Genomic DNA, 23,465 nt, shown 5'->3' with positions numbered 1-23,465 from the left:
CCTCCGTCTATTAGTGATTATGACCAGATTCAAGCTCATCTTTTTGCAGCTGAGCTTTTAACAAGAACCCACCAGCGGCGGCGTATTGCTCTCCAGCGACAAGCCCCGACATCACCTCCTGGTATGCATGATCACGGCGACCTAACTCAACCGCTTGAGCACGCCAGTGGTTTTGCTCGCGAATAAACACCACTGATTTTCCTTTAAGTTCGATCACGGCCGTTTGCGGCACTCGCACTGGTACAACAAAATCCGTCAGCGCTACACGCGCCGCAACAAACATCCCCGGCTTCCACTGCCCTTCGGGGTTTGCTAAAAACACTCGCGCTAAACCCGTGCGTGTGGCTTTATCTACCACCGGCGCAACATAGTTAATCTCAGCCTCAACCGGCGCGGGGCCAAAGCTGGTGCTTATGTGCACCGCCATGCCGGGCTTCACCTGTGCCACTTGTTTGGGGTAAAGCGCGATATCGAGCCAGAGACGAGTTAAATCGGCCACCACAAAAGCGGTATCGGTGGGCTGCAAATGCTCGCCTAACGTCACATGACGATTGATCACCACGCCATCGATTAATGAGACAAGCTCAAAGGCCGCCAAAGTATCGGAGTTTTCGGCGCGGGCCAGCACCTGCCCGGCTTTTACTTGATCACCAGTGTTGGCATTTACCTGTGTAATTTGCGCTGCAAAGCGCGGGTTTACATGGGCGACTGCCTCGGCGTTTAAACGCACCTCGGCTGGTAATAATCGTTCATCGCGCAAACGTCCAGCCGCGGCGGTTGCCAGCTCGCCACCCAGCTCGTTAAATACATCGAGCGCGAGTGTTAGCTCTTGCGCCGCGCTGTGATGATCGGCATGGCCTTCGGCCGCCACAACATTTATTGCGCTTAACAGCAGTAAACTAGTCAGTATGAATCGATTCATGGGGTTATCTCCTGTTGGGCAACAGTCGTTGTAAACAAAGACTCTATTGGTGCGAGCGGCGCGATAAAGCGCTCAAGAATAGTCATAGCGTCGGCGGCATCGGCACGTAACTCAAGCCGTTGACGTTGAGCTTGCAACAACGAGTTTTGTGCATCCAACACCTGCAAGTAGTTATAGCTGCCACGCTCGTAGGCTTGGCGTGTCGCGGTCAGTACTTTTTGCGCCGCGGGAAGAATGCCACCCTCCAAGCTCTGCAGCGCTTGATCGGCTTGTTGCCAACGGCGAAACGCCGCCAACACCTCGGCACTCACTTTACGTGTTAAATAATCGGCATCGTTTTGGGCCGCGCGTACTTGGGCGTAAGCACTGTCTATTCCGGCTTGGTTGTTATTGAAAACCTGCAACGGCACACTGGCACCAACCGTAAAGGCGTACTCATCGGTCAGACTAAAGCGGCGCACACCCGCGGCCAACGTTACGTCTACCTTGGCGTTAGCTTTGGCGAGCTCCACCTCGGCCTGTTGCGCGCGAACCTGTTGTTGGGCAATTTTTTTATCTATACCCGAGTCGAGCGGTTTTAAAATTTTCTCTATGGTTAAACGCTCGGTCATAAACAATAACGGGCCTACCGCTGTAATAACACTATTGCTAGACATATCGCCCCACAGTACGGCCAACTGTTGCGAACTATTAAGTTGCTGCTGCCGTGCGCGAGTTAACTCCAGCTCGGTGGTTTGCAGCTGCACTTGGGCGCGGGCTAAATCATCCACAGTAGCAGCGCCGGCTTTGTGTAAACGTTTCACTGTGTTGATATTGTCGCTGGCAATTTCCTGTTGATTTTTGCTTAGCTGCAAACGCTCTTGCGCCAGTAATACTTGGTTAAACTGGCCGCGCACCTCTTGCCGCAACAACCGCAATTGCCGCTGCGCCATTAATTGTTGCGCCGTTATTTTTTGCTCCGACACTGTACGTCGTGCAGCACGCTTACCGCCGCGCTCAAAGGTTTGCTCGGCCATAAATGCGGTTTCTGCTTGCTCGGCGCGCTCGTACTCGCCCGAGCCGTAGAGGTTTTCGACCTCAAATATTAAACGCGGATTGGGTCGGTAACTGGCAAGCTGCCGATTAGATTCAGCCGCATTTAAGCGGTTATTGGTGGCAGCCACTAACGGGTGTTGCTTTACAACCCGCAGCCAAGCTTGCTCAAATGTTAACGTTTCGGCATTAACCGCCACACTGGCAACAGCCAAAGACAGCTGCAGTAGAACAATAAAAAACTTCATAATAAAATCCACAGATCAACGAACGCGCCACGGGTATGGCGCAGACAGATTTACGATGTCGCAATGTGTGAATTAAACGATTGGAGGGCGGTATTTAGCGGTCGCGGTAGGAGGTACGTAATGTGTATCGTAGGCCCAATCTGCGATGTTTTTAAGTGAGATATTGGGCTGAACTAATGATCCATTAAGGTATTTAGCATTGTGTCCGTGGCAACAATGATGATGGCATGACTGATCGGTATTGGTATTAGTGTCGTCAAACTGCCCAGCCACCAGAGGCTGCACTGCATTATTGTCGTGCATATCGGCAATCAGCGAATGATGGTGCGACAATTCGCCAGATGCTTCGTGCAACAGATGTGCATCGGCCGCCGCCAAGGTTGACTGCAGCAAAATAACAAACATCAATAAACGTAAAAATGATTGGTACATAGATAAGGTGGAATCTTAACCATCATTAAATCTGGGCGACAACTGTAACAAACCCACCTACCGATTACCAACTCCTAGACCATGTCAAAGTGAGTAGCCAAGCACAACCTGAAATGCTAGACACAAAAAAGCCGAGCAAGCTCGGCCTATAAAATATAAAGCGTCGGCTTACGTGTTTAGCAGCCGCTTGTTACCGCAACAATTGCCGGCGGCGCGCCACTGCCATCGGCAGCGCTGTAACGTACCTCGCAATTACTGCCGCTGTAACCACTCAGTGTAAAAGTCGAGGGCGTGCCAGCACTAAAAGTGTAGTCGATCGCATCAAAAGCAATCGCCCGAGCAATGCCGTTAGCCGCTGCAGTTGGGTATTCATTCAGCATATTAACAACTTGTGCCTCCATGCTAATAGTAGCGGGGGCACCTTGTACTAACGAGGTTGCGTGAGCAAGCATAGCCGCAGATTTTACCGCACCTAACAGCCCCTGCACCGAGGCGATACGAGCTTCTCGCTCTAAATTGCTAAGCCTGGGGATAGCAACGGCAGCCAAAATGCCAATAATTGTGATAACAACAATGAGCTCGATTAAAGTGAAACCACTATTTTTTTGCTTTGTTGAACGCTGCATAATATCTCCACACAATCATTAGGGGGCACACAGCCCTTGGGTACACATAGCCGATAAAGGCATCGCGTTAAAAACGCGGGGCATACAGCCTTTATAAGTATACTGCTTAACGTAAACTTTACCTTAACAATATAGCCCTCTAACAAACGCGTGCTGTTACGCGCTGCAAACACCTTTATTGGCAATGCTCAGATTAGTAACACTCAGCCCTTGCGATACACTTGGATGCTCATATCGACGGTATCGTGTAGTTGCTTCATCGCCAATAACGGCGCCTGCTGAGCGGGGCTGGTGCTCCAATAATGCGGAGTCATCTTTAATAAGTTAGCAATTTGCTCGGGGCTGTTTAATTGTAGATCAAAGCTTAGCGTCTCTTGGCTAACCAGACTTAGCTCAGAAAAATAATCTTGCTGTTTCGCACTGCGGTAAGGCCTAACCTGACTGTACAGCGCGGCGCGTAGATTGGGCAGATGGTTCTCTCCAGGGCCCACAAACACCACTAGGCCACCAGGTTGCAATACGCGGGTAAATTCGGCCTCATCAAGGTGGCAAAACACCGACAGCACCGAATCGAAGGTGCCATCTAAATAAGGTAAATCTGCCACGCTGGCAATACACCAAGCGATACTTTTACTGCGCCGGCAAGCGGCTTGGATGCCCTCTTTAGAAATATCCAAGCCGGCAACGGTTACACCGGCGTTAGCAATATTAGTAGCATAGTAGCCCTCACCACAACCGGCATCCAATAAGCGCTGTAGCTTGTGCTCGCGACACAACTGCACCAGTTTATCGGCCAGCGGTTGATAAGCGCCTGCCGATAAAAACTCGCGCCGAGCGGCAATCATCATCTTGTTATCGCCCGGCTGCTTTGAGCCCATCTGGTGCGCTAACAGTAGATTCACATAGCCTTTGCGAGCAATATCAAAGCTGTGGTTTTGCGCGCAGCGGTAAGTTGTGTCATCGCGCTTAAGCGGCCCATAACAACTGGGGCAGCGGTAATTGATCATTGGGGCTCTCTCTATTTTCATTAATGCTCGGCAGCAACCTTTAGCAACAACCGACCAATCACACAACCAATACACCGGTTTAACACGGATGTATGGAACATAGCGCGCCTGTAGGATAATATTCCTACTCATATAATGACAACAAACGAGACGAATCTATGGGTGTTTCGGCAATTATCTTTGGTATCGCTACGGCATTTTTTGCTATTCGCGGTTATTTTAATGGTTTTTGGGGTTCTCTGGCGCGCATAGCGGCCTTGATCGGCGCTTACGCTGCAGCATTTTTTTACAGTAAAGACGCCGCAGAACTGATTAAACAGTACACACCCATTGACGGTATCGTCGCTTATATAGCCGGCTCACTCGCGTTATTTTCTATCGTGCTTATCGCTATTCGCCTACTATTTTGGCTGCTTATCAAGCTTACCCCGTCGCAAGGCGAGGCCGACCCTGACATGCTATCGCGAGTTGGCGGCGCGGTACTAGGCGGCGCCGCCGGTGCATTCATTGGCTTATTATTAGTGTATCTTTTTGGCGTATACACTGCGGCGCAAAACATTAAACAAGATGCCCCTAAACCGACCCAAAATCTAAGCTCAATCGATTCTGCCGCACGCACACTGATAAGCAAGTCAGCCGGCGGCCTTATGACACTCTCGGGTAAAAGCGATAACGCGGTACGAATCAGTGAATCGGTACTGGCCAATCCCGTTGCGAGTCTCGATCGCGTAGCCCGCGTCAGCAACAACCCAGATGTGCACACTTTAATTGAAGATCCGCGCGCGCAGCGCCTAATGCAACAAGGCAAAATAGACGAGCTAATGCAGGTTCCGGCGTTTAAACGCATGATGCAAGACGACGATTTACGCCTATTAATGCAAAGCGCAGGTATGGATATCGACAACCGCGACGATGCTCGCGACACGGCCAAAAAGTTCGCACTTGGCTACCAGCAGTATCAAATTAAAAAAGATGACCCACGGGTCCGTGCGATTTTGCAAGATGCAGAGTTTCAGAGCCAACTTAGATCTGAGAACAAATTACCACTGCTAATGAACCCCAAAGTAAACGAGTTAGCCGAGATTATTTTTGTTGAAGGCGTCAGTAGCATCGACCAAGTACAAGCCGACAACGAGTACCACATTGAAGATGCCAATAATCATGATGAAGTCGATGAGACGGGCAAAACCATTTATCGTCACACCGATGAGAATGGCCGCACCTACTATTCAGATCGGCCACAAAAATAACTAACGGCAAGCCACACTCAAATCACCTAGAGTACAGCGCAAAAAAAGCCCGCCCAAGTTAACTTAGGCGGGCTTTTTAACTAACGTGAGCCGCTTATGGCAGTAAATCAGCCACTGCGTCGCGCTCTTCACGTAGCTCTTGCTCGGTGGCTTGCATCCGCGCTTTCGAGAACTCGTTGTTCTCTACGCCTTGGACGATTTCCCAATCACCGTTTTTACATACACACGGGAATGAGTAAATCAGACCTTTATCGATGCCGTAACTACCATCGCTGTACACACCCATGCTAACCCAATCACCGGCAGCCGAACCCAGCGCCCAAGTGCGCATGTGATCAATGGCAGCATTAGCCGCCGACGCTGCAGAAGACGCACCGCGAGCTTTAATAATCGCCGCGCCGCGCTGTTGTACCGTCGGGATAAAGTCGTTTTCGTACCAGCTTTGATCGATCAGGCTCATAGCGTCTTCACCAGCAACAGTGGCGTGGTGAACATCTGGGTACTGAGTCGCTGAGTGATTACCCCAAACCACCAGATTTTTAACGTCTGAGATGGTTTTGCCAGTTTTTTGTGCCAGTTGAGTCAGAGCGCGGTTGTGATCTAAACGCATCATGGCGGTGAATTGACGGGGGTTAATATCTGGCGCGTTGCGCTGAGCGATCAGAGCGTTGGTGTTAGCAGGGTTGCCCACTACCAGCACTTTAATATCGCGCGAGGCGTGATCGTTGATCGCCTTGCCCTGTACCGAGAAAATAGCGGCGTTAGCAGACAGCAGATCTTTACGCTCCATACCAGGGCCGCGTGGACGCGCGCCTACCAGCAAAGCGTAATCGGTGTCTTTAAAGGCGACATTCGGATCGTCGGTGCAGACCATACCGGCCAGCAGCGGGAAAGCGCAGTCGTCCAGCTCCATAGCGACGCCTTTAAGGGCCTCTAGCGCAGGAGTAATTTCCAGCAATTGCAGAATAACCGGCTGATCTTCGCCCAACATGGCGCCAGAGGCGATGCGGAACAACAGGGAATAACTGATTTGACCAGCGGCGCCGGTGACGGTAACTCGAACGGGTGCTTTCACTTTATTTCTCCGTAGTTTGCAGGTTTAGCCGGGGTTACCGCGCCACCTGTCAATGGGTAGTTAATCGGGCTAAGGCTGCCAGCCTCGCAGAACCCCTAACCTGCGCCCCGGTTGAGGGCCCAGCCGTGTTCTCGCAGAGCTTGCAAGGTATGCTTTAACCTGACGACCAAGACGGGTAAGCGCTTATGGCTCACACTACCGCGTCCGGACGGGACGGTATTATAAGCTATTAAGAGAAAATTTCATCTATAGCAAAGAGACGCAGCTTGAAGCTGGGTTTAATGAGGGTTTGATGGGGACTTAGACACGGTAAATGCTTTTTAAAAGCACACCAAGACAGCCCCCAACAGGCCCCGCTCGCAAGGACGCGGCGGCGCCACAGGTTTAATCTTCTGCAACCTCTAAACGAATATTATCAAACGATACGTCCATAGCGCCGCTCGCCTCAATCACAAAAACATTCGTAATAAGAGCAATATTGGCAGCTCCGCCGGCCAGTGAATTACCCTTCGCCCGAAGTGCCTCGAGGCCAATGCTAAAGCTGCGCCACTCGCCTAGTGGCTCAACCGGAACAGTGGTGTCGCTGGCATTGGGCCAACCGCTGTCAATTTTAACCAGCAGCTCACTACCACTTGCGGCGCTATTAACCTTGTAATCAAACGCCAATACGCCCGATGCTTGCCACGATGATAAATCTGCAGCACCAGCGGTGACTTCAAAGTAAACATTGCCGTCCACCGCAGCCTTATTGTAGTTAAAAACAAAACCACGGCCCTCATCAACCGTATCGTCCGACCAAGTCACTTGGCCGGTAGGGTTATAGCTGTTAACCGCTAAACCGGCCGCCAGAGAATCGCCAAACATCGTAAACAGTGGCGGCATGGCAAATTCAGAACCTTGCAGTAGCGGCGGCGTATTGCCCTCTATTATCTCGGCGTCATCGCTCAGCGTGGCACAACCTTGGCCGGTAGAGGGTTCACCCGAACACTCGTATACCCGCACATAATCTACCTGCATGGTCTGCGGAAATACCGACTCATCGACGCCCTTTTCATTGACGTTACCGGCCCAATTACCGCCTACAGCCAAATTAAGCAACATATGGAAGGCGGAGTGACGATCAAACGGAGCATCGGCAGGGGCGTCGATCAGCTCTCCGCCAACTTCGTACTGTGAGTACCAACCGGTATCTCGGTGAGTGGCATAATGCACGTCATCGACATACCAGCGTATTTCACCAGCATCCCACTCCAGCGCATACTCGTGAAAATCATCGGCCGGATTTGCGCCATCGGGCAACTGATAAAAAGCCCCAGAGTGAACATTGTTAGGCCAATTACCACCATAGTGCAGCGTGCCGTGTACACGGGTTTCTAAATCACCCTCGGCAGCACCGGGCGCATCCGATTGAGTTTTTAGGTTAACCGCTTCCATAATGTCAATTTCACCACTAGAGGCCCAAGTGCCGTAGGGAGAATTGGTGGGTAGCATCCATATGGCCGGCCAAGTACCCTGCCCGGCGGGCAATTTAGCACTAATTTCAAAACGCCCAAATGTCCACTCGGCCAAACCGCGAGTCCGCAAGCGAGCCGAGGTATAAGGCAAGGTGGTCTGCTCGCCACCCTCACCGCTCGGAGAGTTTGAGCCGGTAAAATCCTCACGCTTGGCAACTATCGTAAGCATGCCATCGGCAACGTATGCATTTTCGGCCCGGTCGGTATAGCACTGCTGCTCGTTATTGCCGCCACCCCAGCAACTGGTTTCAAACTGCCACTTGCCCGAGTCAATTGTATCGCCGTCAAAATTGTCTTCCCAGATTAGCTGCCATTCGCTGCTGGCAACCGGCTCACTGCTGCTAGAGCTGCTGTCGCTAGAGCTAGAAGAGCTGGAGCTAGACGCCACAGGCGTGCTGGATGATGAACCACTGTCGCTGCTGCCGCCACAAGCGGACAACGCAACCAACAAACCGATGGCAACACTCAATTGATATTTCATGCTGGGTAATCCTCATTATTATTGTGACTGCAATATTGTTGCTGCAATAGCCCTGATCTAACTAAACGGCCTAAATAAGCTTACTAGCTCATTTGCCGACCCAAGCTAATAACTCACTTAGGCACGGCGAATATCGCCAGTATTACCCAATAATCAGCCCAGCTGCGCCCCACCTTGTACAAAAACGCAATATGGGAAGTCTTAATAAACGCCGCAATGTTATTGGGCTTTGCACGGCAGCCTATTACACTGAAACGGCAAACAAGAATATCAAACAGAACATCACCGTTTAGGCCCTAGCCTACGCCCAACAGGCGTCCCACTGGCCACGCATAAAGTGACACTTGACAAAATGCGCAACGAATTAGATACAAAGCCCCACCGCAAAGCATTAACACCTTTAACCTTGCCAGCGCTAACGGAACATTTAAATAACGCAAATAAACAACAAAAAAGGCAGCCGAAGCTGCCTTTTTTGTTGTTTATAAAAACGTGGACTTAATAGGTTTTAATAAGCACAAAATCACAGCTATTACTTGAGTTGAATGTCACTTGCGAACCACTCATATTAGTCACCTTCACATAATTAGCATTAACGTTAGCGGTATTCACACCATCGCTTACATTGCCGCGATAATCGCAACCTTGCACATCACTGTCTTTAATTTGCAGTACCTCACCCACTAACGATTGAGTAAAATTAATACAACGACCATCTCTAAGATCTATTTCTTGTGTCACCCCAAAAGCAATATTTTGACAGGATCCGACACTGCTGCTAGAGCTAGATGAGGAGCTCGATGAACCACCAACCGAAGTCACATTTAAGTAATTAAAGTTAGCCGAGCCATCTAGAAAAGTAACCGTAAGAGTCGCATTAGTGGGAATACTCACATTATTAATAGTAGAAGTTGTCCAGCTCTGCCAACCATCACCATTGGTGCTAACAGTGCCTGCGATAACGCCATTAACAGCAACCTGGATGCGGCGGCCGTTTTGCAAGCTGGCATGTCGCACTGCAATGTTATAATTACCACCGGCACTGCCCACTCTATAAGTAAGCTGCTCGCCCGCCTGTGTCCAACCAACATTACAGGTGCCTTCCGAGGCATTTTGTACATCGACATTCAAGCCATAATAAGTACACGCGGTGACAGCACTATTATTCGCATTGCCAGCGGTATTCTCTAGCGGCGCCTGATAGTAATGTTCAGCTTCAATTCGCCCCGGAAGAGCGACCCGAGCCGTATAACCTGCCGATGAGCCAACAGAGCTTGACGAACTGCTATTAGAAGAACTTGACGAGCTACTAGAGGAGGAAGAACTACCCCCCGAGCTTGGCGCCGGCGGTGGCGTACAATCACCACCTGTGACACTAAGGTAACGCCTATCTGTACCATTACTTTTTGGTGCGTAATCTGGCGCGCCAATATTGCAACCGTAGGTGGCACCGCCATCACTGTTGGCTCGAAAAGCATACACACCCGAGCCTGCATTAGTAATGGTGTTATTAACCGCCCAGTTATCAAACCCATGAATCAAAGCAAGCGCGGGATCATCATCTAACTGCATATCAACCGATACCGCGCGATACATGGCACTAGGAGCATTGGCAAAGTTAAAGGTATTACCTGTCGCTACCCCCTCTGCACCTTTAAAGTGTACTGCAGTGTTGGGGTGCTCTGCCGCATTAAAGTTAATCAGCTCAGAACGTGTCCAAGCCAGTAAAAAGGTGTTGTTTTCAATATAAGCGCCAACCGTGCCCTCTTTCACATCAACACTATTATTGCCAATGTTTGGGCCAATGGTGTTATTGTAAATATGAGCATAATCGCAGTTTTGCAGTTTATCCTCTTCTACTGGACTTGGCTGGTATTGAGCATTCCACATTTTTCGATCATTACATAGGTAAACCGCTTCGCCGCGGTCTGCACGATCTAAACCTGTGTCAGCAACCGTACTATTTTTTAAGACGAAGTAATCGCTACCATCTCGAATATGAATCCCCTCTTGACCAATCTCTGAAACCTTAATGCCATCCATAGTGACGTTATCAGAGCGATCAACAATGACCCCTTTATAACCCTTTTCAAACTCGATATTTTTAAGTGTTAAACCATTAACATTTTGGCCATAAAATACGTAACCATTATTTATAGAGGTTCCTTTAAAAACCGGCTTTTGGGCGGCGTTTAATGCCTGAATTGTGACATTCTCCACATCATGCAATAGATAGTTAGTTGCTACATTGGTGTAGCCATCGGGCGTCCAAATATTGTATTTAGAGCTACTGTAGCTATAAATGCCGTTGTTACCACCGTTGCCATCAACCTTAATAACATCGTTATTTTGCGCAGTCTCTAAGCGATGCTTTAAATCGGTAACCGTACTCACCGTATAGGTGCCAGCAAAGCTAAGCACAGGTAAAAAAATTGCACCGGTCACAATTGCTTTAAGGGCTACAGAAAGGCCTTTTTGTTGCATGTTACCTCCAAGATACGTTAATTATTTTTATGTACTAAACGGCCGCTTACGGAGTCGCTAAAACACTTACCGCTGTAAGCATTTATAAAGTACCCCGATAGCAATGCTATTTAGCTGTTATTGGCTTGGCCTCCTGGCTGCGTTATAGCGACTTCCTAGCAACTAAAAATACACCATAAAAATTGGTAATACAACCTTGCCACCTGTCTATTTCAGATAGGCTGATACTACTTGGTTATTAACTGATAACTTTTAGTCCATAGATACAGTTACAAACGGGTACTGGTAGACCTGCAAGGGAATCGAGTAAAGCAGAGCTAAGTACAGAAAAGACTAATCTTAATGAGCGGGGATAAACCTAGAGGCGAGATCTAGTGGCCTTAGATAAAAGCTAAATACCTTGCGGTACACTCCAACCCAAGACCACGAACTAACGGCGCTTGCCAGACAACGGTCAAGCACCTAATGGTTTATTTTTTTGACTTTACCGGCCGAAAGAAATGCGCCCAAGAAGTAAAGGCTTGAGCATTGCGGGTTTGAATCCAAACCTTACCTTTGCCTTTAAAGCGGCAGACAAAACCCTCGCCAGACAGAAATAATGACTTGTAACCACCCACTTTGGTAATCTCGTACTCGAGCCCTTCGGTAAAAGCGACGATATTACTGGTATCGACCACATAGTCATCTTCTACATCGATTTCTATAATCGCGCCGTAAGAGTTAAACCATAAATCGCCCTTGCCACTGGCGCGAATTAAAAAGAAACTCTCGCCAGAGAAAAAGCCTTTAAGCATACCCTGCCACTTAGTGTCTAAATTAACGTCCATGGTGGCGGCGACAAACGCGGAGTTTTGCAAAAACAACGTTTGGCCATCTAAATGCTGGTGCACTAAATCGCCGGGGGTACCGGGCGCGATACCAATTTCCGCGGCACCGTTAGCGGCGCTAAACTCATTAAGAAACAAACTCTCGCCGGTTAAGAAACGACCAAACCCGCCTTTTAACTTTGTCTTCATGACCAGGTGCGTATCCATAGTGGCCATAGCCGAGGCTTCGACTTTTAACGTCTCATTGGCGGGGATCTCTACCGTTAAAAAGCTGTAGTCTGGGCGACCTTCTATTTTGTAGCTAAACCCTTTAAAAGTAACCGGCGTGTCATTGTCAGTAGTAGCCGCAGGCGCCGCGGGTGAGCTTGCGGGGGTATCTTTTTGTCCCTGACTAACGGCCGGCGTATCGCCTGCGGTGGCGTCAACCACACGGCACTCCAAACCGGTTTTACTAATCGCTCTATAAAATTTCTCGGCGGTGGTTTTATCTGTATTAGATTTAACCGCTACCGGCGCTTTATTAAATACACTTTGCGACTTCTCTGGGCTTAGCTTAAATAGCGCGCCAAAAGCATTAATTGCAGCGGTTTTATCTGCGCCTGCGGCCAGCTTGCCAGTAATAACGACATTGTATGTTGTATGCATCTGATTGCTCCTTAGGCTTTGCGCAGTTTGGGTGTTAAGGCATGGCCAAAACTATTGGCATTATGCGACTGACACCAAACAGTGCCTTTACCGCTAAACTTACACACCAAACCTTCGCCACCTAAAAATGATTGCAACCAGCTGCTGCCGGCCTTGGTGATCGTAAAATCAAGAGTTTCGTTAAAAGCCACTATGTGACCGGTATCGACAATATAATCACCGTCTACCTCTATAGGGTAAATAGCACCAAAAGAGGAAAGCACTACTTGCCCTCGCCCTTTCAGGTTAAGCCAAAACATACTCTCGCCAGACAACAGGGATTTAAAGCCCTGCCAGCCCATGTCCATATCGACAGATTCTTCACTCGCTAAAAAAGAACCACTTTGGACAATTAAGTTTTCGTTATCTAGCGTTAGCGCAAGCATGTCGCCCGCTAAACTTGAGCCCAACCACAACTCACCCTCTTTATCTTTTGGGTCAAAGTGGTTAAGAAAAAATGATTCGCCCGAGAGCATACGCTTAGCGGCTTTAAAAATACCGCCAGCGCCTTTTTTATGGGTTGTGGTGGTGATATTCATGTGACCGCTCATAGCGATCATAGCACCCGCTTCAGCGGTACAAGTCTCACCTGCGGCCAAGGTAACTTTGGCGGCGGTGTTGCCGGGACGATTAACCAGTTCAATTTTCATACGTGTATTCTCTATCAGAATTTTGGATTCAGCCAGCCCGCAAGACCTGTAATGCTGCGCGATTGAATAATAATTTTGCCCTTCCCCTCAACCCGCGTCACCAAGCCTTCGCCGCCAAACAGACTAGAGAAAATTCCGCCCGCCAATTGCAGCTTAAGCTTTATACCCGGCTCATAGGCCACTAGATGGCTGCTATCGACGATGTATTCACCGTCAACTTCGCGCTCTAATAAAGCCCCGTAGGCACCAAAATACAGATCACCGCTACCGCTCATTTTTAAACGAAACAAGCCTTCACGAGAGATAAACGAAACCAAACCGGCAAACTCTAACCCCAAGGTGATACCGGGAGAACACGCAATAAATGCCCCAGGCTGTAAATAATAGACTTCATCATCTAACTTACGGTGACAAATCTCTCCGGGCGTCCCCTGTACTATGGTCATTTTTTTAGGCGTATTGGTGGGGTTGCTAAAGTGATTCACAAACAGCGATTCGCCACCTAAATATTTGCGCAATAAGCCTTTAAAAAGGCCGCCATTCAAACGTGCCTTTAATTCTATATCCGCATCCATACTGGACATCGCATCTGACTCGGTGACAATCACTTCATCCGGCGCCAGCTCCACCTCCACATAAGAGAATGCCTGCGAACCCTTTATCTCACTCTTCATTATTTTTTTCTCCCTGATCTTCAGTAATAAATTGCTTAACTGCGACTTGAAGCGCTAAAAACTCTGCACTTAAGTCCAGATAATGAATGGTTTTATTTGTCCCCGCCTGAAGCTCGTTAAGCTGTTCAATGCGTTTTTCGCTGGCGGGGTGAGGAGATAAAAACTGCAACGCTTTTTTTGCCATAGCGCGATTGTCTTCATCTTCTATATTTTCGAGTAGGCTTTTCTCTTCATCGATTAGCTTTTTAAAAAAACTAGCAAGGCCTGCTGGGTTTATATTGGCCTTTGTCAGTAACTTAAAGCCCAAAGTGTCAGACTGTGTTTCAAACCGACGCGAATAACTTTGATTAAGCAACAATGGCGCTGCGGTGCCGATCATCGCGAGTAGGCCGCTGGCATCGCCTAATACCGCGCTGGCCATAACATAAATGCCAGCGGCTCCCATCACATTGCGCAAACCGTGCTGCTGCTCGACATGAATCATCTCGTGCGCCAAAACACCCAGTAATTCTTCGGCCGAGTCGGCGCGTAAAATAAGTGCCGAGTGCAGCATGACCTGACCGCCGGGCAATGCAAATGCGTTGAGGCTACCTTCATTGACGATATGAAAGCGGTATTGGTAAGGCGTTGGTTGCAGAGCATCAAGTAACGGCTGCACCAGTGGCTGCAACAATACCTCGGCCTCTTCGTCGGGCATTATATTTTTGTCGATCTGGTACTGGGCGATACTAGACTCGCCTAATTTTTGCTCCCATTCGACCGGTATTTTTTTAGCAATAACGCCCGTCACCATGTCCATTCGAAACACCAGCAACAGCGGTAATAGCACAATCAACAGCACAATAGCGGTTATCCAAGCTCGGGCAAAAAACTGCTTTTTGCGCGCCTGAGCAAGCATGGCTATAACATTAGGCTGATTATTAAGGTGTGCATCGCGCAGTACACGGCGGTCGCTGACGTAAAAGCTCCAACCGCTAACCGCCGGATGCTCAAAAAACACCAAACGATTACTGGCACCGCCAAGTGTGACTTTAAGGTTCTGTAATGGTAAACGAACGGACTGCTCGCGGATAAGACACTGAACGCCACCGTAATCGATACACAGAGTGCCAGATGCCTTACCCTTAGGCAGGGCTTCATTAAAACCCATGCAATCATAGGTGGATGTTGTTGTGATCGTCACAATAAATCTTCAGCCTCTTCCTTTAAACGGCCATATTACCTTAATCGGGTAAACCACGAAAAGTAGCACCCCACAAACGGCTTAAGCTACAACGACACATCCATGCCAAACTGGTTATGAATTATTCACAAAGGGACTACGGGTTTGGATATCAATCTCGCCCATCAATGTTTTATGCACCGGGCAGCGGTCGGCTATCTCCAGCAAGCGCTGGTGCTGTTCATCGCTCAGCGCGCCGGCATAGCTTAGTTGCCGCTCGATAACGCTAATACTGCCCTCTTGAGCGGTACCGTTGGGAGCATCTTTAGCATTCACGCGACGATGGGTTAGGCGCACCTCAAGGTTATCGATAGCCAGCTTTTTATGATTGGCGTACATGCGCAACGTCATAGAGGTGCAAGCCCCCAGCGACATTAATAACAACTCGTAAGGATTGGGGCCTAAGTGACTGCCGCCTTTGTCTTTAGGCTCGTCGGCTTGCCATTGATGGTGAGCGGTGTACAGACCGCGCAAAAAGTGCGCATCTTGCTCTGTCACTAACACCTCGTCGCTCGCCACGGCGGGCCGATCTTGGCTTTGCGCTTGTAACGGCTCAAGCTTTAAATAACGGCTGGCCCAAGCGGTTAACGTTACGGCGACATAATCGGCATCTGCTTGCTTGCTCAGCAGGTGGTCGGCATCATCGAGCGAGATGTAACTTTTGGGATGTTTCGCCGCTTTAAAAATTTTAGTGGCCTCAGCCACATCGACCACCTGATCGGTTGGCGAGTGAAAAACCAGCAGCGGCTTGCGCAGCGCGCCAATGGTTTCTTCTAGTGGCCATTTGTCTAAATCGTCAAGCAGCTCGGCCCCCAGCTCAAAGGTACGCCCAGCAATGGTCACCGGTGCCCGACCCGTTTGACGAATATCACAAGCTTGATCGGCAAATAAATGCTCAACGTGCTTAGGTGACGCCGGCGCGGCAATGGTAACCACCGCTTGCACAGATTGAATCCGCCGGGCGACAGCCAACACCGCCACGCCGCCTAAACTGTGGCCAATTAATAAAGCCGGCGCTTGATACTGCTCGGCCAAAAACGTCGCCGCCGCCTCTAAATCCGATACATTACTGCTAAAGGTAGTGTTGGCAAAATCGCCTTCGCTGCCGCCCAATCCGGTAAAATCAAAACGTAACACGGCGATGCCCTGATCGGCCAAAGTGCGAGCAATACGTGTCGCAGCAACCACATCTTTACCGCAGGTAAAACAATGGGCAAACAAAGCAAAGGCCTTAGGGCTGCCACTATCGGGCAACTCCAAGGCACCGGCTAAGGTATGGCCTTTAGTATTGGTAAATTCAACCTTCTGACGTGGCATATTGCCTCCAAGTAAACAAACCAACAAAAGCTATTAGACCAAACCTGCAATTTTACACAAACTCGGCTAAGCCCGATCCATAATCGCTAACGCTTCACGGTTATACGCCAACCGTTCTGCAACACTCGCCTCTTTGGGCCGAACCCCCAGCTTAATACCTAATATATCCAAACTTTTGGCATCCGCCGCCTGCATACATTGATGCATCTGCGCCTCGCTCATTAATGAACCTGTGGCACCCACGCTAGAGCTTGCCGACTGAGCGGCGGGCATATGAGTATCGGACCAAGCGCCATAAGGCGTATCTTGATCGGACACACCCGAGAACATTAACCCCGCCAACAAGCCCGCCGCTTTTGCCTGCTTGATATGATCAAGCGCACCTGTCACCGAGCGCGCCTCTATAACCGAGCGGCCCCAGTTGATCACAATACCGACATTTGCATCGAGCTGTTTATTCACCGCTTGTATCGCTTGAATTTCATCTGCCAAAGTAAGAAACCCTTTAGCTGGCACTTGCCCATCAATGTAGCTATCGCAGTGCTCGATAACAATGCGCGCACCCTGCCAATCCCAGCTTAACATCGCCTCTAGTGACGCTTTAAGCGATGCCGCTGACGAGCGGGCCTTACCTTGGTTTGGGGCCGTTTGCATCTCAATCGCGGTAACAACCTGACGCCCTGCGTGGGCATTTAATTTGGCAATCGCATCACGCGCTTTTGCCATAAAGGCCAACGCCTGCTCACGGCCCGCCGCATCATCCGAGGCAATACCAAACTCAGGGGTTTTACCAATCGCCGCCATAGTGCCGGGCACACAGGTAAAAACAAACGACCATTCAGGGGCAATATTGCTTAAAAACCACTCATCATCGTGGGCGTGTAACTTCTCACCTAAAAAAGGGTGCTCTAAGCCTTTAATATTGCCAAAAGACTTTAATTCACCATAAAAAGACGTTTCAAGTTGCGGGTCCCAACCCGCTGTGCAAGGGGATGAAGCGTAAGCGCCTACGTAATATGACACGGATGTACTCCTGATGATCAGACGATAATTTAAGCACCATTCAGCTAGAATGATGAAGCTGATATTTAGACGGCTATACTAGCACTAGAAACATCATCGATAAATTGGCAGCAACTGATGTAAGGCCGATACAAGATGAAATGCGGAGAGCGATTTAACGTTTAATTAAATACTAAAGACAAAATTGAGTGCCTGAGATTCTTATAGTTTTAAGTGACACTTAGGTTTGAGTGAGCCCAATCATGGCCAGCACCTTCAAGACAAACTCCTCTTTCCCTGCGGTGTAGCTATATCGGTCCGTGCTGAACCTTTCTGCCAGCTTTCGTTTAAGATCAAGATATTCACGAGCCAAGGAAGTATGTTGCCTTAAAGTATCCCGAAATAAAATATGCTCCGCCCAAAACGAACTACCCATATAGGTTATCGATAAATGGTGAGTTCTAAAACTCTCTGGGCCTTTGACCAAAAACACACGATCGTGCAGATCTCCACTAACTCTACGCTGATATCCCACCCTAATAAGATCATCTAAAATCAAGTCAGTATGTGGCACAGCTTCGACACCAACCATTATGTCTAAAATAGGCTTAGCTTCCATTCCTTTAATAGATGTACTACCGATATGCTCGACTGCGAGAATTCTTCTGCCGAGATTATTACGTATATTTCGAGCCTCACTTTCGAACATGCTCGCCCACTCTGCGGCATAGCTCTTCAAGGCTACAGTCCCTCTGGGAAGGCCAAGGTAAGCGCCAAACCAACCACCCACTATACGAATCAATCCTAGGCCAGTAACCTCCCAGCTTTCATCAATAGGAGGTTCACATGAAAAAGCATCGCAGCCAATCCGACTGGCTGACTCTGATCGAGGAGTTCGAGCAAAGCGGATTAACTCAAGCCAAGTTCTGTGCCGAACGTGGGCTCAACGCTAAATACTTCAGCCTGCGACGGACAAAGCTTAAAGCTCGTCCTGAACCAAGTAGGTTTTCCCGAACCGTACTGGCCGAGCCTAAGCCGTCCGGTGAGGCAACGATACACTACGGCTCTGTCGCGGTGAAGCTTCCCGCCGGCGATGTGGACACTATCGCACAACTGGTCAAGGCTTTGGCTGCATGATCCAGTGGCCGGCAGATATTAAGGTCTACCTACACCGCGAGCCGGTAGACTTTCGCAAAGCGATTAACGGATTAAGCGTTATCGTTCAGGATGAGATGGCGATTTCGCCTTTTGATCCTGCGCTGTTTGTCTTCTGCAACAAAAAGCGCAGTCAACTTAAGGTGTTGTACTGGGATGAGACGGGTTTTGCTCTGTGGCAAAAGCGCTTAGAGCGCGATAAGTTTAAGTGGCCCAAGCGCTTGCCGGAAGATCCTGTGGTACTGGATCACGAACAGTGGCAATGGCTCTTGCGCGGGTTTGATATCGCTCAATTAAAACCGCATGAAACGCTGTTTTACCGAGACGTTCGTTGATGAGTTTTGGTAAAATAGCGGCATGTCAGAAATCGCACCGCTTGAACACAAAATCAAAGAGCTTGAAGCGCAACTTGAAGAACAAGAAACGCTTTTAAAAAGCCGTGCGAGTCGCATCAGCACCCTCGAAGAACTCATTAAACAATTTCAACGCAAGCAGTTCTCTGCCAGCAGTGAAAAGCTCTCTAAGGATCAGCTCGATCTAGGGCTGTTCAATGAAGCCGAATCGGCAGAGAAAGGCGAGGCGAGCGAACCCGCTGAAGCCACACAAGAAGACACCATTGATGTCCCGTCTCATACTCGCCGTAAGCAACCACGGGTCAGCCTACCGGCGAACCTTCCGCGTGAAGAGGTGTTGTATGAGTTGCCTGAATCCGAGCGGGTGTGCCCGCACGATGGCGCCGAGCTAAAGGCTATCGGCACTGAAGACCACGAGCAACTGGATATCATCCCCGCCCAGGCCAAGGTGATCGTCCATCGGCGCCAGAAGTACGTGTGCCCTTGCTGCGAAAAGCACCACGTCACCGCCACCAAACCCAAACAGCCCATTGAAAAAAGTATCGCCAGTGCAGGGCTGCTCGCTTATGTGGCTACCCAGAAATACTGCGATGCACTGCCACTGTACCGCCAGAGTGAGATCTTTAAACGCGCCGGGTTAGCCCTGGACCGAACCAACCTTGCCAACTGGATGATCCGTTCGGGGCAGCTGGTGCAGCCGCTGATTAATCTCTTGCATGACAAGCTGTTAGCGCAGCCTGTCATCCACTTGGACGAAACCACCGTACAGGTTCTCAACGAGCCAGGGAAAACCGCTGAGAGCCAAAGCTACATGTGGGTGATGGGCAGCTTCGCTGCCAGTCCCACCGTGCTGTTCCACTACGCCGACTCCCGGCGTCAGTCGGTGCCGCTGGATTTACTCGATGCGAGTGTGGGTGCCATCATGGTCGATGGTTACGAAGGCTATGGAAAAGCGTGTACAGACTACCGCATCACCCGCTTAGGGTGCTGGGCTCACGCCCGGCGCAAATTCATGGACGCCAAAACCGTCCAGAAAAAAGGCAAAGCTGGCAAAGCCGATCAGGGCTTGGCGCTCATCCAAAAACTGTACGCCTTAGAAAAATCCATAAAGGATCAGCCGCCAGATGAGCGCTACCGAAGGCGGCAACAAGAGGCGAAACCCGTCATCAACAAACTGCGAGCCTGGCTGGAAAAAAGCCTGCCTAATGTGCCGCCGCAAAGCGCGATCGGCAAGGCATTACTCTACCTGCATAATCAGTGGGATAGGCTTGTCCGCTATCTGGACGGCGGTGCTTACCCGATCGATAACAACCGGGCAGAGAATGCCATACGTCCGTTTACCGTGGGGCGGAAGAACTGGTTGTTCTCTAATAGCCAGGCCGGTGCCAATGCCAGCGCCAATCTTTATAGCTTAATCGAAACGGCCAAGGCCAACGGCCTGAATCCGTATGATTACTTGAAAGTGGTTTTTAAAGAGCTGCCCAATGCGCAAAGTGTTGAGTCGATCGAGGCGCTACTGCCATGGAACGCTAGCATCAAGTTAAACCAATCATAACCGGGTGGTTGGTTTGGCGCTTACAGGCCAAGTAGCATATCGGGGGAAGAATTTAAAAATGACATTCAGATCCTAAAAATAATCAGTCCGTGAAACATAAAACTGCACCCTTAGCGACCTTTTTTAATTAACCAACCGAATTACCTTATTTTAAACACATAGTATTTTTCCGGCGTTCCATTTATAGGAATCCATTTTTCATAAACAGTGGTTAACTCCATAACAAGGTCAGCATTTCTTAAAATCTCTCGGATTTCAGCTTGATGATCATAATCTACAAAGCCACATCCCCAAAAACCATGTGGAAAAGTTGGCTCCTCAATCGACGTACTCATACTCTGCATTGAAGCCGCCGCTGCATAATTAGGCTCAACTTCAGGCATTCTTGGCACAAATGCCTCAACAGGCCTCATTACAACTTCAGGGGCAGAAAGTTCAGGAACATCCACCGAAGAACAACCGACCAAAAGCAAATAAAACAAAAAGAATAGTATATTTTTCATAATTTCAAAATCCATTTTAAAGCACTCAGGCTGAGAACATAAAGTTTCACAGATAACAGTAAATATTTCTCAATTATCTATATCAGCAAGAACAACTCATACAAGTATGAAAGATTAAAAACTCCAAAAATACCACTGATAAATATCAATAAAGGTTTAGCATCGGACAGACTGCTTTGTTTGTTTAAAATAAGCGCCCTCATTTTTATCGAGAAGAATGGAGAAATAAAAACACTAGATAATAGCCCCCACAAAACAGACAAGTAAATAAGTGCAGGTACGCTCGTAATGGGCTTAACATGGCCACCAAAAATCAACCCAGGAACAAGCAACACTGGCCATATCACTAAAAAAATGACAACAAACGCCGGATTAAGATGCTTTATATACCTAAAAAATAGCATTTTTAAGTCTTATCTCCATTATTTCTACTTCTCTTGACCATATTAAGTACTAATATTGATAAAACAGCCGGCCGAATCGAAGCCGTCAAGTACAATGTCTTTTCGCATTGCACTATTGCGCTTATCCATGTCAATTCTACCGTCTGGCTGCCAACTCCCCTCACCAAGAAACGACCCAACTATTTGTGTGAGTGATAACCCTAAAAATTCTTGTGCTGCCAATTCTCCTGCATCTGCATAGTTTGCACTGTTACTAAACTTTGCAAAAGCCGCATAATCCTGAGAAATATTACGAGCTAAAATGTGAGCTAAGTTATAACTAAGCTCCTGACCTTCATCAATTGCAAAAAAGCTTTCTCCAGACCAGAAGCCTTGAATAGTTTCTTCATTCCAATACTTATGGTGGCGACCAACTATTTCTTTATCAAGAAACAGGTGATTACCTGCAAGCACATCCTCCATAAGAACCGCTATACCTTCATTTAGCCATAACGGAATTGGAAGATGTGCCAAGCAAGCATGGGTGAGTTCGTGTACAGCAATTGGCTCGGCATAATCTATATCTTGAGATGGAAACACAAAATGTCCATAGCCTTCATTTATATACATGCCTGAGCTAAGACCAAACTCCCCCTCATCGGGAAAGAACATACCAATATATTCGTAATATTGATCAACATCTTGAAAGATCAAAGCCACGTGTTTTCCATAGCCATCATCAGAAGCAACTCCATCAAGAGTATTTAAAATTCGTTTTAATGTTCTTTCCAAGAAGCGTGAAAATACGTGAATGTATCGCTCACTTTCATTCGACATAATCGAGAAATTTTGCGACTCTTCAATTCGATAATCATTACCAAACTCATTGGCGATTGACTCTAACCATTTTGTGCATTCTTTGGACCACTCAGAATGCAAGTCATCATGACTTAGATCTCCTCCAATCCTTAAAGTTACTGCATTCCAATCTGGCTTAATACTCATCGACATCTCTATTTATTGGGGTATTTAACGTTCAACTAAGCCGCCGGTACGGAGTTTATTATTTTGAGTCAATAATTAAAGGACACCCAAAAACTTGACACTGCGCGCTTGGCTACCTCCTGGCGGAATTCTTCACTATATGCTTGGCCTTTTTACGCGCCACATGGAGAACCTCAATATCAGTTAATATAACTATGCAGGGTGTCTACTAATTGTGGGTAACACTACTGAGCTTATGAGCAATAAAAGTGATAATAGCTAGATTTAAACCTTACTTTAAAACATCCTGAGCTTTCAGTTTTTTCTCAAGCTTTTCTATTTTACTCATTGATATTATGGCGAAGACAAAACCTGAGACCCCCATCGACATACCTATTATTCCAAAAATAAAACCTAAGTCTTCCATAATGTAACTCCTTTTAAATTAATGAATACTATTGATGATAAAACTCTAAACTTTTTCGGCAATATAACGTCTGCCGCATTTACTGCAAAGACTGGCGGTTGTTTTGCAGTCGGTTGTCGGCACTTGTTATAACACGACACGCAATTTCGGCCATCTTTTTAACCATTGTTTAGAAGCAACCCTATTTAAGAAAACTTCTTTTGATCGCTTACCATTGTAAGAGATATTACCACTAAACAAGCTCTCTAGGCCAAAAACACTAACAATTGATATTGTGTCATCTTCATTTAAAGAAGCCCCGATAGCTGTCTCTTTCTCAGGCCAATAACTCATTGCATCTAATGTGTTTTTATATGGTAAATCGCCATTTTTGATATGCATGAAAGCTTGATTCTTAACTTCCCAATTGATGCCAGGATATTCTTTATTTAGTTGTTCAGTTAGATTATTTGAAGAAAAATTGTCCAAATCAGACTTATCAAAAAATACGATATCAATGTCATTTAATTCCGTTTCACATAAATGCATAGAATCCCAGACGAGATTTCTTAGAAAACCCGCAGCAACATAACAATCAGGAAGGTTTAGAGAGCGAGTTATCGAGAGGACATTCATCCGTTCAGGATCTTTCTGTATTAATTCTATGAGTTCGCACATA

23 protein-coding genes are annotated in these 23,465 nt (G+C 48.0%); 4 read left to right on the top strand and 19 right to left on the bottom strand.

Going from position 1 to position 23,465, the window contains the following annotated elements; genetic code table 11:
• Positions 1 to 10: 10 nt before the first annotated feature.
• From GILYN3_RS03050 to GILYN3_RS03030, 5 genes are all read right to left on the bottom strand, one after another.
• Positions 11 to 922 carry an efflux RND transporter periplasmic adaptor subunit gene (locus tag GILYN3_RS03050; protein ID WP_049721491.1) on the bottom strand — a complete coding sequence of 304 codons (912 nt, stop codon included), beginning with the start codon at positions 920 to 922 and terminating at the stop codon, positions 11 to 13.
• Positions 919 to 2,202: a TolC family protein gene (locus GILYN3_RS03045; protein ID WP_049721490.1), complete on the bottom strand. Its 1,284-nt coding sequence runs from the start codon at positions 2,200 to 2,202 to the stop codon at positions 919 to 921. Before GILYN3_RS03045 ends, GILYN3_RS03050 begins: the two co-directional genes overlap by 4 nt.
• Before the next feature lie 72 nt (positions 2,203 to 2,274).
• Positions 2,275 to 2,634, bottom strand: coding sequence for a hypothetical protein (locus tag GILYN3_RS03040; RefSeq protein WP_049721489.1), 360 nt, complete (start codon positions 2,632 to 2,634; stop codon positions 2,275 to 2,277).
• 176 nt (positions 2,635 to 2,810) lie between these two features.
• On the bottom strand, positions 2,811 to 3,260 hold the full coding sequence (locus GILYN3_RS03035; protein ID WP_049721488.1) for a type IV pilin protein: 450 nt from the start codon (positions 3,258 to 3,260) through the stop codon (positions 2,811 to 2,813).
• A 203-nt stretch (positions 3,261 to 3,463) separates the two neighbouring features.
• Positions 3,464 to 4,288: a putative RNA methyltransferase gene (locus GILYN3_RS03030; RefSeq protein ID WP_198147266.1), complete on the bottom strand. Its 825-nt coding sequence runs from the start codon at positions 4,286 to 4,288 to the stop codon at positions 3,464 to 3,466.
• 137 nt (positions 4,289 to 4,425) lie between these two features.
• Between GILYN3_RS03030 and GILYN3_RS03025 the strand changes: the two genes are divergently transcribed.
• Positions 4,426 to 5,517: a CvpA family protein gene (locus GILYN3_RS03025; RefSeq protein ID WP_049721486.1), complete on the top strand. Its 1,092-nt coding sequence runs from the start codon at positions 4,426 to 4,428 to the stop codon at positions 5,515 to 5,517.
• 94 nt (positions 5,518 to 5,611) lie between these two features.
• Here the strand turns inward: GILYN3_RS03025 and GILYN3_RS03020 are convergent, their stop codons facing one another.
• The 10 genes from GILYN3_RS03020 to GILYN3_RS02975 all read right to left on the bottom strand — a co-directional run bounded on the left by GILYN3_RS03020 (position 5,612) and on the right by GILYN3_RS02975 (position 18,186).
• Positions 5,612 to 6,592, bottom strand: a complete 981-nt coding sequence (locus GILYN3_RS03020; RefSeq protein WP_049721485.1) for a malate dehydrogenase — start codon at positions 6,590 to 6,592, stop codon at positions 5,612 to 5,614.
• A gap of 384 nt (positions 6,593 to 6,976) precedes the next feature.
• Positions 6,977 to 8,587 (bottom strand): glycoside hydrolase family 16 protein, encoded by a 1,611-nt coding sequence (locus GILYN3_RS03015; RefSeq protein ID WP_049721484.1) that lies wholly within the window; start codon positions 8,585 to 8,587, stop codon positions 6,977 to 6,979.
• Between the two features lie 498 nt (positions 8,588 to 9,085).
• Complete coding sequence (locus GILYN3_RS03010; RefSeq protein ID WP_049721483.1) at positions 9,086 to 11,071, bottom strand: carbohydrate-binding domain-containing protein; 1,986 nt, start codon at positions 11,069 to 11,071, stop codon at positions 9,086 to 9,088.
• 470 nt (positions 11,072 to 11,541) lie between these two features.
• A complete protein-coding gene (locus GILYN3_RS03005; RefSeq protein WP_049721482.1) occupies positions 11,542 to 12,543 on the bottom strand; it encodes a TIGR00266 family protein in 1,002 nt (333 codons plus the stop codon).
• Positions 12,544 to 12,554: 11 nt separating this feature from the next.
• Entirely contained in the window at positions 12,555 to 13,232 is a 678-nt protein-coding gene (locus GILYN3_RS03000; protein WP_049721481.1) for a TIGR00266 family protein, read from the bottom strand.
• A 14-nt stretch (positions 13,233 to 13,246) separates the two neighbouring features.
• Complete coding sequence (locus GILYN3_RS02995) at positions 13,247 to 13,906, bottom strand: TIGR00266 family protein (protein WP_049721480.1); 660 nt, start codon at positions 13,904 to 13,906, stop codon at positions 13,247 to 13,249.
• Complete coding sequence (locus GILYN3_RS02990) at positions 13,896 to 15,089, bottom strand: M48 family metallopeptidase (protein ID WP_157484845.1); 1,194 nt, start codon at positions 15,087 to 15,089, stop codon at positions 13,896 to 13,898. The genes GILYN3_RS02995 and GILYN3_RS02990 overlap by 11 nt, the downstream gene beginning before the upstream one ends.
• A gap of 114 nt (positions 15,090 to 15,203) precedes the next feature.
• Entirely contained in the window at positions 15,204 to 16,445 is a 1,242-nt protein-coding gene (locus GILYN3_RS02985) for a bifunctional alpha/beta hydrolase/OsmC family protein (RefSeq protein WP_049721478.1), read from the bottom strand.
• 66 nt (positions 16,446 to 16,511) lie between these two features.
• Complete coding sequence (locus GILYN3_RS02980) at positions 16,512 to 17,468, bottom strand: DUF4862 family protein (RefSeq protein ID WP_049721477.1); 957 nt, start codon at positions 17,466 to 17,468, stop codon at positions 16,512 to 16,514.
• Positions 17,469 to 17,688: 220 nt separating this feature from the next.
• Entirely contained in the window at positions 17,689 to 18,186 is a 498-nt protein-coding gene (locus tag GILYN3_RS02975; RefSeq protein ID WP_198147265.1) for a GrpB family protein, read from the bottom strand.
• Positions 18,187 to 18,293: 107 nt separating this feature from the next.
• On the opposite strand from GILYN3_RS02975, the gene tnpA reads away from it, so the two are divergent.
• The 3 genes from tnpA to tnpC are packed head-to-tail and all read left to right on the top strand — an operon-like array spanning position 18,294 to position 20,510.
• The gene (gene tnpA, locus GILYN3_RS02970) at positions 18,294 to 18,584 is read left to right on the top strand and encodes an IS66 family insertion sequence element accessory protein TnpA (protein ID WP_049721475.1); all 291 of its coding nucleotides are present in this window, start codon (positions 18,294 to 18,296) and stop codon (positions 18,582 to 18,584) included.
• Positions 18,581 to 18,937 (top strand): IS66 family insertion sequence element accessory protein TnpB, encoded by a 357-nt coding sequence (tnpB, locus tag GILYN3_RS02965; RefSeq protein WP_049721474.1) that lies wholly within the window; start codon positions 18,581 to 18,583, stop codon positions 18,935 to 18,937. The genes tnpA and tnpB overlap by 4 nt, the downstream gene beginning before the upstream one ends.
• A gap of 22 nt (positions 18,938 to 18,959) precedes the next feature.
• Positions 18,960 to 20,510: an IS66 family transposase gene (gene tnpC / locus GILYN3_RS02960; protein ID WP_049721473.1), complete on the top strand. Its 1,551-nt coding sequence runs from the start codon at positions 18,960 to 18,962 to the stop codon at positions 20,508 to 20,510.
• Between the two features lie 140 nt (positions 20,511 to 20,650).
• On the opposite strand, the gene GILYN3_RS02955 is transcribed toward tnpC, so the two are convergent.
• The 4 genes from GILYN3_RS02955 to GILYN3_RS02940 form a co-directional block, all read right to left on the bottom strand.
• Positions 20,651 to 21,028, bottom strand: coding sequence for a hypothetical protein (locus tag GILYN3_RS02955; protein ID WP_157484844.1), 378 nt, complete (start codon positions 21,026 to 21,028; stop codon positions 20,651 to 20,653).
• Between the two features lie 431 nt (positions 21,029 to 21,459).
• Entirely contained in the window at positions 21,460 to 22,401 is a 942-nt protein-coding gene (locus GILYN3_RS02945) for a gluzincin family metallopeptidase (protein WP_049721470.1), read from the bottom strand.
• Between the two features lie 271 nt (positions 22,402 to 22,672).
• Positions 22,673 to 22,807 carry a hypothetical protein gene (locus GILYN3_RS16980; protein ID WP_269745918.1) on the bottom strand — a complete coding sequence of 45 codons (135 nt, stop codon included), beginning with the start codon at positions 22,805 to 22,807 and terminating at the stop codon, positions 22,673 to 22,675.
• 126 nt (positions 22,808 to 22,933) lie between these two features.
• On the bottom strand, positions 22,934 to 23,422 hold the full coding sequence (locus GILYN3_RS02940; RefSeq protein ID WP_232305496.1) for a nucleotidyltransferase family protein: 489 nt from the start codon (positions 23,420 to 23,422) through the stop codon (positions 22,934 to 22,936).
• Positions 23,423 to 23,465 lie beyond the last annotated feature (43 nt).

Source organism: Gilvimarinus polysaccharolyticus (assembly GCF_001187555.1).
GTDB lineage: Bacteria > Pseudomonadota > Gammaproteobacteria > Pseudomonadales > Cellvibrionaceae > Gilvimarinus > Gilvimarinus polysaccharolyticus.
Note: the sequence above shows the minus strand (reverse complement) of the source record. Positions and strands in the feature narration are given on the sequence as shown.